Genomic DNA, 9,522 nt, shown 5'->3' with positions numbered 1-9,522 from the left:
TATCACATGCCACTTGTGTGTCTTAGGCAAAGACTTGTTTATGTTCTCCTTTATGAAATCAGCCACTGTCAGCATCGTTTTTACTAATTTTTTTAACCTTTGTATTTGTCTCACTTTTTTCTTTTTAAGGGCTTTTTTAATTGATTTTCTCTATCGATTTCAACTTCTTTTTGAAGTGATTTTACATAAAATAATGTGTCTTCAGTTATTTCTTTGCTTTCATACTTTTTATTATTTGCATGTGCTTTAATATGAGTCCCATCAATAAATATCTCAGACGTATCAACTAAATGAGCTTCTATACACTGCGCTAAAATACCATAAAAAATTTGTTCAAAGATATCTGTTCCTTTAAATCTTCTTGAGTCATTTTTACCAAAAGTTGAAAAGTGAGGGACTGAGTCTTGGATATCTAAACCTAAAAACCATCTGTAAGCCATATTTACTTCGACTTCTTTAATCGTTTGTCTCATGCTCTTAATTCCGTATAAGTATTGTATCAAGGGAAGTTTGATTAACATAACTGAATCTAAACTAGGTCGTCCATTAGACTGATCGTATTTATCCTCAACAAGTTGATAAATAAAACTAAAATCGACGTATTTATCAATATCTCTTAGAAGATGTTCCTGTGGAACTAAGTCTTCTAATGAATAAAAACCTATTTGATTGCGTTTACTCATATCTTGCTTTTTCAACATTAATAGTCACTTCTTTCCTCTATTTTACCAAAAAAAAAGACAAAGTATCGAAATTTATCAATACTTTGTCTACAGTCTGAAGTCTCAAGGTCTTAATAAAGACCTTGAGACTTTTTTAAAAGACATTTGGTAATTCAACAGAAAAAATCATTTTATTTAAAGTATTATTTATTAAATACACAGAAACACTGCTAGGAATAACGCCGTCATCACTATAATGACAAAAAACACCATATTTAAAACTATTATTAGGATGATCTAATATATAACTTGTCGCAACTCTTTCAAAGTCATCCAATGAATAATGACTACCAATTGGTGCTGGTGAGGGAGCAGAAATGTGTTGAATAGTGATATTAGATTCTTTTATTAACTTTTTTTTTCTTATTTTAGTCTTACATAAATCAGACAAATATAGTTGGCGATAATAAAAACTATCTTTAAATAAATTATCATTTGGAACAAAATAATGAAGCTGTGGACGACTCCCACTGTTCAAATGAGCTGTGCCTGTGAATAATAAATTAGTCATATCATCTCCCTCGCTTAAACAAAATCGAAAAGGCAAAAGATGTGTTCGATGGTACATTGCTTGCATACGTTTATCACACTTTATTTTTTCACTTCTAACCTCATCAAAACCTGGTACATAAGCATTATATCTATCTTCGTCATTTCTAAAAATCGATCGATTGACTTTATTTTTTCTTTCCATTAGTATGCTACGATTAATGACAACATAAGCTCCTTGAACTCTTCCCTCTTTTAACCTAGAAGTATAAACTTTCCCTAAGTGTTTTGCTTTTTTACGAGAAAAAAATGTTTGCTTTAACTCATAAGGTTCAACCATCAAAAATTGAACACCATACTTATTAACATGTGTGTCCTCCACAGCTTGTATGCCAGTTAAACCCATCATTATATTAAACATTTTACTACTAAAACGAAATGCCCCAAAAAGTAGACTCAAAAAAAATTTACCCATTAAAAATAAAATATCACGCACAATAACTAGGCCACCTATCATCATAATAACTATACATCCATACTTAAATTGTTTTAAATCAAGTCACCTAAGTAACCTACAAATTACAACAAGATATTCTTGCTATCATTTATTGTAAAAAATATCAATGATACTTAATTCAACTATATAACCAATATAAATAATAAAAACTCTAATACCAATAAAAAAAGACACACACTTTTATAATAACATTTATATATTTAAAGTGTAGACATTTCCATCTCCTATAAGATTATTACTATACTATTTATCATTAACATTACTTAGTACTAACGTATAATGTCACTAGAAAGATAAAACATTATGATAACTATTTAATTCATTCTTTTTAATTTATAAACATATCGCATTAGGACAAATTAATGAGTTAACCGAAAAATATAATATAACTGAAAGAATGAACATATTAAAATTATTCGTGAGGTACTAAAGGACTGGACTATCAAAACGTGAGATTAGAAGTTTATCTAGAGTTAAATGATTGTAATAACCTATTGCTTAATACAACCAGTTAATTAACGTTATTTAACATCATGGTATAGCAAAGATTCTTATAACAAGTCGTTCGTTTTCAGTAAAGAAAATAACTCAACTTATTACATTCCATTACAAAGGATACCAAGAAGTAGTTCTAGATTGTTTTCCTCAAGCAGTGATCAAAAAAATAGTTAAAAATCAATACACAATCTTTGAAATCAGAGCTTTTAATAATGGAATGATTCTCTGGGTTCTTAGTCAAGGTTTTCTAGTTGAAATTATTAGCCCCACTTCATTTAAGAAAAAGATAATAGATGAACTTAAGCAAATGTAACAATATTATTTATAAACACAAATAAAAATAGACTCACTTCTGATATAAGAAAGAGTCTATGTATATAAATAATCTTCTTTGCTTATATTATGAATGTCAACCTATTCGACATACCTATAGGTAAAACTGCTAAATATTTACATAATAATATTAAACGATTGATATAATCACTATCTATAACTAGAATCATCAATTTTTCTTAATATTTAATCCTAACATTTCTTTATTTGGTCATGTGGGTCACGAATCGTTGCTAATAAAATCATCGGAATCTCTTATTAATCACTTGAATTAATTCTTCACCATTTTTTATAAATATCTATGTTTTCTTTTAATTATTAAGACGTTTGATAAGATGGAGGCTTTTGTAATTCTTGATTATTCCTATCTAATGGTTGCTTCTCTTATATTTCTTTAATTAATTTATCTACAAAATTAATAAAATCATTTTTTGTTACTTCAATGTTTTTTCATTCATATGAACTTTATATTTTGAATAGTCAGTTAAACACGTTATAATTTATATACCTAAAAACTATGCTAAATATATTTTAATAAAAAGGAGAGAATTGTATGTCTAATATTTATACATCAGTTGATCAATTAATTGGAAACACTCCCTTACTTGAATTAACATCTTTGGAGGATAGCCAAAAGCTTGATGCAACAATCCTAGCTAAAATCGAATCATTTAATCCTGGTGGTTCAGTCAAAGATAGAATTGCCAAAGCTATGCTTGATGCAGCAGAAAAAGCAGGTAAATTAACAAAAGAAACAACCATCATCGAACCAACATCTGGAAATACTGGTATTGGCTTGGCTATGATGTCAGCGGCTCGTGGTTATAAATTGATTATCGTCATGCCAGAAACAATGTCTGTTGAACGCCGTCAGTTAATGAAAGCTTATGGAGCTGAATTGGTTTTAACTGAAGGAGCTAAAGGAATGAAAGGAGCTATTGCTAAAGCAGAAGAATTAGCTGAAAGTATAAAAAATAGCTTTATTCCATCACAATTTTCTAATCCCGCTAATCCTGAAATTCATTACCAAACAACTGGACCTGAAATTTGGAATGACACTGAAGGAAATGTAGATATTTTTGTTGCTGGAGTCGGAACTGGTGGGACTGTTACTGGAGTTGGAACATTCCTTAAAGAAAAAAATCCAAACGTCAAAATTGTGGCTGTTGAACCAACTGACTCTGCTGTCCTATCCACTGGAGTAGCTGGAAGCCATAAAATCCAAGGAATTGGTGCAGGCTTTATTCCATCAATTTTAGATACATCAGTTTATGATGAAATTATCACTGTATCCAATGAAGATGCTTTTGCAACTGGGCGACTATTAGCAGAACAAGAAGGTGTCCTTGCAGGTATTTCTTCAGGGGCTGTAGTATGTGCTGCAATGGAGCTAGCTAAACGAGATGAAAATAAAACTAAACATATTGTAGTATTGTTACCGGATACTGGTGAACGCTATTTATCTACACCTATGTTTACAGAATAGGAAAAATGATGAATAAGAATTACATTGGGATGGATAAAGCCGTCGAACAGGTTATTTCTGACTTTTTCGCATTGCTATTTCCAGCATTTTTTGGTTCACCTGACCAAACGATGACAACATCAACCTTTAATCATTCTCTTGAGCAGTTATTATCTTTCACTATTGAGCAAAAAAATCAAAGTGAGGTTATTGCAGCAAAATTAACACAACGTCTTTCAAACATTAAACAGTTAATTGATACAGACATTCAAGCAGCCTACCAAGGAGATCCTGCAGCAAAAAGCACCGATGAAATCATTTTGACTTATCCTGGGTTTAAGGCTATTAGCATCCATCGACTAGCTCATGAACTCTATCTGTTAGATGTTCCGATTGTGCCACGCATGTTATCTGAAAATATGCATAGTTTAACAGGGATAGATATTCATCCAGGAGCTCAAATTGGCGCGTATTTTTTCATTGATCATGGAACTGGCATCGTCATTGGAGAAACAACTGTGATAGGAGAGCATGTCAGAATTTATCAAAATGTCACCTTAGGCGTGCGTAACTTTAACATAATGGAAGATGGGTCTCTAGCAAAATATGGAAAACGACACCCGAATATTGGCAATGGTGTGGTTGTTTATGCTGGAGCAACTGTTCTTGGAGGAGACACATTTATTGGTGATAATACAGTCATTGGAAGTGGAACATGGATTACACGTTCTGTTCCTGAAAATACTGTGGTTGTAAATAAAAATTCAACTTATTAAAAAAATAACTATGAGGAAGAGACCAACTCTCCCTCATAGCTCTTTTTTGCGTTAAAAACAATTCGTTTAGAAACCACATAGTTGATGATTGTAGCCAAAACTTGTGATAAGACGGTAAAAATAAATTCATTTAGTAAATAAGCATTTCCCATATACGGACCAATTAATGGGTGGCGGAATAATAATTGTTGATAATTAATTCGTTGTAAATGAAGTACCGAAATCATTACTCTACTATACTTTTCCACAAAAAAGTAGGCAATCCCTAAATCTAACATAATCACAAAAAAACGACCTGCAATAAATTCTATAAATTGCTTCAACGAACGGGCAAATCCTAATCCTGTATTTTTAAACACAAAAAACTTGTTGGCGAAGAATGAAAAAACGATTGCCACACTTTGGGCTAACATAACTGTTATCAACACATTATCCGTCCAATTTTTAGACATAAACCGAATAAAAAAATAGATAAAAGTAGCAGTCGTTCCAAAGATACTATACCATAATAGTTCGCGTCGTTTAATCACTCTATCACCTCCAAATTTGGCTTGATTTCATAAAAAAAGAATGTCCGAAAACATTCTTTACTTAAAATAGTGCTTTAAAATACTTAATGCATTACGATCAATAACCAATTCCCCATACTCATCCAGTACATCTTTTGTAATGTTAGTTAACTGCATAAAATCATATATTTTTGAGACATCATTTTTGGCTTGATTCTTAGAAGTATTTTCAAGCAAGAAAGTTAACTGTAAATAATAAGTGTTATTATAAAAATAAAGCGATGATAACACATTTAATAACTGAATATTTTTAGCTAGCTCCACAATGTCCTCAAAGTCAGCTGCTTTAAAAACTGTTTCGTAAGTTGCACCAAACATGCTATCTTCTAAATAATTCAATTCTTCATTATCTGTTGGTTCTTCAACAGAACTTTTAGCTTCAGGAGTATTCATTTGATTTTTGAGGTAATCAACAAAACCATCTGCTTGTCCATTATCTAGTCCACTAAAGTCAGCCGTTTCATCTATTGACGCATTTTTACTGATAAACAATTCAAGTCCATCATGATTGGGTAGCACTTGGAACGTTACAGCGTCGGTCCCTTGGAACTGTTCATCCACATCCACCTCTTCTAAAATACTATAGAAGAAAGTCTCAATTTGTTTTTGGTTACCTAACAAATCTAAAAAAGTAATTCCGCGTTCTGCAAGATCATCATTTCCAATTGATACTCGAATTGTGTTCTCATTAATTCGTTCCATTTCCATACGGCTACACCCCTTTTCAAAATTATTTATATAGTTACATTGTATAGTATATTAATAAAAAGTAAAGAAAATCACCTTTATTTCGTCCATGTTCCCTACGAAAATTAAGAATTTTTAAGAAAAAAAAAGATACATTTGAACATAAGTCAAATCCATCTTCTTATAACCAGTTTCGCTATTTAATTATATTATACAAAATGATCTGTTAAATACCTGCCATCAATTGTGCTTGTTTTAACTCAATTGCTCGAACATCCCTTGGTAAGAAACGACGAATCTCATCTTCATTAAAGCCTACTTGAAGTCGTTTTTCATCAATCATAATTGGGCGACGTAATAATCCAGGATTTTGTTGAACTAATTCTAATAACTCTGGAAGTGATAACTCGTCTAAATCAACATCTAACTTTTGAAATACTTTCGAACGCGTTGATATAATTTCTTCTGTTCCATCTTCTGTCATTCGTAATATTTCCTTTAGTTCATCTTGTGTCAACGGCTCAGAAAAAATGTTGCGTTCAACAAATTCTATTTGATTTTCTTGTAGCCAAGCACGCGCTTTTCGACAAGATGTACAGCTGGGTGAAGTGTATAATTTTAACATATCTGTCACTTCCTTTCACAAGTAATAAGTAGAAAAAATTTTATTTAACTAAAATCTAGTATGTGTAAATTGTACTATAAAAAACCTATGATTACTAGGTTTTTTTTACATTATATGACTAAACTTAATATTTTTTTAGAATAACGAAATACCTTTTTAGAATATCGAGCGTATAAAAAAACACTTTATCTCATCCTTTTAGTGTGTTTCAAAACGACTTTTATATGTTTTATAACAAGACCGCCGTTTAAATCAAATTTCCTTTCGTTTTATTCCCTATTTATTCTTAATTTCTAGTATAATACACTTATGACTAAAAAATTTTACGGAGGCATGATTATTTTATGAAAACTATTTTTTCAGGTATTCAACCAAGTGGCATTCCGACCATTGGAAACTATATTGGCGCGATGAAACAATTCGTCCAACTACAAAACGACTACCATTGTTTCTTTTGTATCGTAGATGAACATGCGATTACTGTGCCACAAGATCGTTTAAAACTAAGAAAACAAATTTTACAACTAGCCTCTTTATATCTTGCTGTGGGCATTGACCCAGAAAAAGCAACTGTTTTTATCCAATCTGAGGTTTCAGCACATACAGAAGCAGCATGGATTGTACAGTGTAACACATCTCTTGGTGAATTGGAACGTATGACACAATTTAAGGATAAATCACAAAAAGTTGGTGCAACTTCCGTTAGTGCTGGTTTACTCACTTACCCACCACTAATGGTTGCCGATATTATTCTTTATAATACTGATTTAGTACCAGTAGGAGAAGATCAAAAACAACATTTAGAATTAACAAGAGATTTTGTTGAACGCTTTAATTCTCGGTACGCAGAAAATGTAAATCAACCACTTCTTGTTCTACCTGAAGTAAAAATTCCAGACAAAAATGCTGGCGGACGTGTCATGAGCTTGCAAGATCCTACTAAAAAAATGAGTAAATCAGATAGTAATAGTAAAGGATTTATCTCAATGTTAGATGAGCCCAATATTATTCGTAAAAAAATCCGTTCAGCTGTCACTGACTCGAGCGGAAAAATCGAATACGACGTAGAAAATAAACCTGGTATTTCAAATCTTTTAGTGATTTATTCTTCTTTTTCTGATTTTACAATTGATGAACTTGTTAAAAAATATACTGATACTGGGTATGCTGAATTTAAAAATGACTTAGCGGAAGTTGTGGTTTCAACACTAGAACCTATTCAAGCTCGTTATAGAGAGTTATTAAAGTCGGATGACTTGCAAACCATTTTAGATAATGGAGCAATTGAAGCATCAAAAGTGGCTAATAAAACATTACGCAAAATGAAAAATGCAGTTGGTCTAGGTCGTAAAACTAAACACTAATAACGCGTATATTTTAAGTATTTATGCTAAACTATTACTAGATGACGACTTGAAAGGGGATTTTATTTTATGTCAGATAAAACACAAATGGATACAAATACCATGTTAACTCAAAAAATGATTGAAACACGGACTATTTTAATTTATGGAGGAATCGATCAAGATTTAGCAAAAGAAGTTAGCAGTCAATTACTATTACTTTCATCATTAAATGATGAACCAATCACGATTTATATCAACAGTCAAGGTGGCCACGTTGAAGCTGGTGATACCATTCATGATATGATTAAATTTGTTAAACCGGAAGTAAAAATGGTAGGAACTGGTTGGGTAGCTAGTGCTGGAATTACCATTTTCTTAGCAGCAAAAAAAGAAAATCGCTATTCTCTTCCAAATACTCGTTTTATGATTCATCAACCAGCTGGTGGTGTTCAAGGACAAAGTACTGAAATTCAAATCGAAGCACGTGAAATTGTCAAAATGCGTGAAAGAATTAATCGTTTAATTGCAGATGCAACTGGACAAACATATGAAAAAGTTGCAGAAGATACTGACCGAAACTTTTGGATGTCAGTTGATGAAGCAAAAGATTATGGTATTGTGACAAATATTATTTCTTCTGCTAGTGATTTAGAAAAGTAACAATTTAAACTAAATAAGAACTACTCATTATGATAATGAGTAGTTTCAGACTGTAGACAAAGTATTGATAAATTTCGATACTTTGTCTTTTTTTGGTAAAATAGAGGAAAAGAGTGACTATTAATGTTGAAAAAGCAAGATATGAGTAAACGTAATCAAATAGGTTTTTATTCATTAGAAGACTTAGTTCCACAGGAACATCTTTTAAGAGATATTGACAAATACGTCAATTTTAGTTTTATTTATCAACTTGTTGAAGATAATTATGATCAGTCTAATGGACGACCTAGTTTAGATCCAGTTATGTTAATCAAACTTCCCTTGATGCAATACTTATACAGAATTAAGAGCATGAGACAAACGATTTAAGAAGTCGAAGTAAATATGACTTACAGATGGTTTTTAGGTTTAGATATCCAAGACTCAGTCCCTCACTTTTCAACTTTTGGTAAAAATGACTCAAGAAGATTTAAAGGAACAGATATCTTTGAACAAATTTTTTATGGTATTTTAGCGCAGTGTGCAGTGTATAGAAGCTCATTTAATTGATACGTCTGAGATATTTATTGATGGGACTCATATTAAAGCACATGCAAATAATAAAAAGTATGAAAGCAAAGAAATAACTGAAGACACATTATTTTATGTAAAATCACTTCAAAAAGAAGTTGAAATCGATAGAGAAAAACAATTAAAAAAGCCCTTAAAAAGAAAAGAAAAAGTGAGACAAATACAAAGGTTAAAAAAATTAGTAAAAACGATGCTGACAGTGGCTGATTTCATAAAGGAGAACATAAACAAGTCTTTGCCTAAGACACACAAGTGGCATGTGATA

Annotated in this window: 8 protein-coding genes and 2 pseudogenes; 5 read left to right on the top strand and 5 right to left on the bottom strand. The window is 31.4% G+C overall.

The genetic code is table 11. The annotated features are described in order from the left end of the window. Positions 1–61 precede the first annotated feature (61 nt). Positions 62–701, bottom strand: a pseudogene (locus tag MN581_RS09845) (transposase); the annotation flags it as partial. A 115-nt stretch (positions 702–816) separates the two neighbouring features. Continuing rightward, complete coding sequence (locus MN581_RS09840; RefSeq protein ID WP_117974252.1) at positions 817–1,731, bottom strand: hypothetical protein; 915 nt, start codon at positions 1,729–1,731, stop codon at positions 817–819. A 1,381-nt stretch (positions 1,732–3,112) separates the two neighbouring features. Between MN581_RS09840 and cysK the strand changes: the two genes are divergently transcribed. Beyond that, a complete protein-coding gene (gene cysK, locus MN581_RS09835; RefSeq protein ID WP_117974243.1) occupies positions 3,113–4,045 on the top strand; it encodes a cysteine synthase A in 933 nt (310 codons plus the stop codon). An 8-nt stretch (positions 4,046–4,053) separates the two neighbouring features. After that, positions 4,054–4,800, top strand: a complete 747-nt coding sequence (epsC, locus tag MN581_RS09830) for a serine O-acetyltransferase EpsC (RefSeq protein WP_233519220.1) — start codon at positions 4,054–4,056, stop codon at positions 4,798–4,800. Between the two features lie 8 nt (positions 4,801–4,808). Here epsC and MN581_RS09825 read toward each other — a convergent pair whose 3' ends face one another. From MN581_RS09825 to spxA, 3 genes are all read right to left on the bottom strand, one after another. Next, a complete protein-coding gene (locus MN581_RS09825; RefSeq protein WP_117974239.1) occupies positions 4,809–5,330 on the bottom strand; it encodes a GtrA family protein in 522 nt (173 codons plus the stop codon). A gap of 57 nt (positions 5,331–5,387) precedes the next feature. Further along, complete coding sequence (locus MN581_RS09820; protein WP_117974237.1) at positions 5,388–6,077, bottom strand: adaptor protein MecA; 690 nt, start codon at positions 6,075–6,077, stop codon at positions 5,388–5,390. Positions 6,078–6,282: 205 nt separating this feature from the next. Beyond that, a complete protein-coding gene (gene spxA / locus MN581_RS09815) occupies positions 6,283–6,681 on the bottom strand; it encodes a transcriptional regulator SpxA (protein WP_117974235.1) in 399 nt (132 codons plus the stop codon). Positions 6,682–7,025: 344 nt separating this feature from the next. Between spxA and trpS the strand changes: the two genes are divergently transcribed. The 3 genes and pseudogenes from trpS to MN581_RS09800 all read left to right on the top strand — a co-directional run. Further along, positions 7,026–8,045 carry a tryptophan--tRNA ligase gene (gene trpS, locus MN581_RS09810; protein ID WP_241699693.1) on the top strand — a complete coding sequence of 340 codons (1,020 nt, stop codon included), beginning with the start codon at positions 7,026–7,028 and terminating at the stop codon, positions 8,043–8,045. 69 nt (positions 8,046–8,114) lie between these two features. Beyond that, positions 8,115–8,687: an ATP-dependent Clp protease proteolytic subunit gene (locus MN581_RS09805; protein WP_117974232.1), complete on the top strand. Its 573-nt coding sequence runs from the start codon at positions 8,115–8,117 to the stop codon at positions 8,685–8,687. Between the two features lie 123 nt (positions 8,688–8,810). Continuing rightward, positions 8,811–9,461, top strand: a pseudogene (locus MN581_RS09800) (transposase); the annotation flags it as partial. Positions 9,462–9,522 lie beyond the last annotated feature (61 nt).

The organism is Vagococcus sp. CY53-2, assembly GCF_022604695.1.
Lineage (GTDB): Bacteria > Bacillota > Bacilli > Lactobacillales > Vagococcaceae > Vagococcus.
The sequence above is the reverse complement of the archived record's forward strand: the minus strand, read 5'-3'. Positions and strand labels throughout refer to the sequence as shown.